This window comes from Clostridium sp. 1001283B150225_161107_B6 (genome assembly GCF_015556325.1).
In the GTDB taxonomy this organism is placed as follows: domain Bacteria; phylum Bacillota; class Clostridia; order Lachnospirales; family Lachnospiraceae; genus Enterocloster.
Genome location: NZ_JADNMD010000030.1, coordinates 1 through 1498 on the forward strand (window position 1 = coordinate 1; position 1498 = coordinate 1498).

Genomic DNA, 1498 nt, shown 5'->3' on the forward strand with positions numbered 1-1498 from the left:
CTGGGCTATTTTCCGTTGAAAAATCTTAACGACGCTCTCTGCTGTAAAAAATATATGGACTTGATGCAGACGGCAACTGATTTCCGCTTCAATGTATTTGACATGCTGTCCGCCCTCATTTATGCCAGAGGCGTCCATCCCTGTTCAAAATCCAGAACTTATGATGAAGTCATTCCCAAGCTCTTTGGCAAATATGACTTCTCTCTTGACCAGCTCTATTCCGGCCTTGAATACATCGGCTCTGAATATGAGAAGATCATTGAAATCTATAATCATCAGATTGAGCTGACATATAAGTTTGATACTTCGCACACCTACTTTGATTGTACCAACTTTTACTTTGAGATTGACCGCGAAGACGATTTTCGCCATAAAGGCCCTTCCAAAGAGAACAAAACAGAACCCATTGTCGGCATGGGATTGCTGCTCGATGCGCATCAGATTCCAATCGGCATGAAGATGTATCCCGGCAACGAAAGCGAAAAACCCGTAATCCGAACCGTCATTGATGATTTGAAGCAGCGCAATCACATAAACGGCAGAACCATCCAGGTGGCTGACAAAGGGCTCAACTGTATTGACAACATACTCCACGCATTGAAAGCTGGTGATGGATATATTTTCTCTAAATCTGTAAAGATGCTGCCAGAGGTAGAAAAGACCTGGGTTCTGTTGGAAAATGATTATATCGATATCAAAAACAGAGATGGAAAAGTACTTTACCGAATGAAAGAATGTGTGGATGATTTCGTCTATACTTACACCGATGGAAACGGTCGCAGAAAGTCCATAAAGCTCAGGGAAAAACGTGTGGTAACTTATAATCCCAAACTTGCTGAAAAACAGAACTATGAAATAAACAAACAGGTGGAAAAGGCAAAGGCACTCAGGGCATGCGAAGCAAAAAAATCCGAGTATGGAGACAGCGCAAAATACGTTTCCTTTGTGGCTGCAGATAAAAAAGGAATGAAAACCGATGGTAAAATCAAAGTTGAGATGAATGACAAGGCAATAGAAAATGCCAAAAGGCTTGCCGGTTATAACATGATGGTGACGTCAGAAATCAATATGCCTGCTTCAGAAATATACGCGGTTTACCACAATCTGTGGAGGATAGAAGAATCTTTCCGGGTTATGAAATCACAGTTGGATGCGAGACCGGTGTATCTGCAAAAGGAAGCAACAATTACCGGACATTTCCTCATCTGCTATCTCACTGTACTGCTGACAAGACTATTACAGATATACGTTCTGGGGGATCAATATGGCACAGAAGAAATCTTTGATTTTATACATGATTTTAGAGTAGTAAAAGTATCCGATCGAAAGTACATAAATCTAACCAGAAATTCATGCTTCATAAAACAACTGGCTGCTAAAACTGCGCTTCCACTTACGTCCTATTTTCTTGGAAACGAAGACATAAATAGAGTGCTAAGTCATAGGTTCTAACCCATGGCTTAGCACCATTTTTTTAGTTCAACTCCGAAAGACAGGT

The 1498-nt window shown here is 40.9% G+C and carries 1 protein-coding gene; it reads left to right on the forward strand.

Going from position 1 to position 1498, the window contains the following annotated elements:
• A partial coding sequence (locus I2H39_RS28750; RefSeq protein ID WP_195628129.1) for an IS1634 family transposase occupies positions 1-1452 on the forward strand: 1452 nt, incomplete at its 5' end.
• Between the last annotated feature and the right edge of the window lie 46 nt (positions 1453-1498).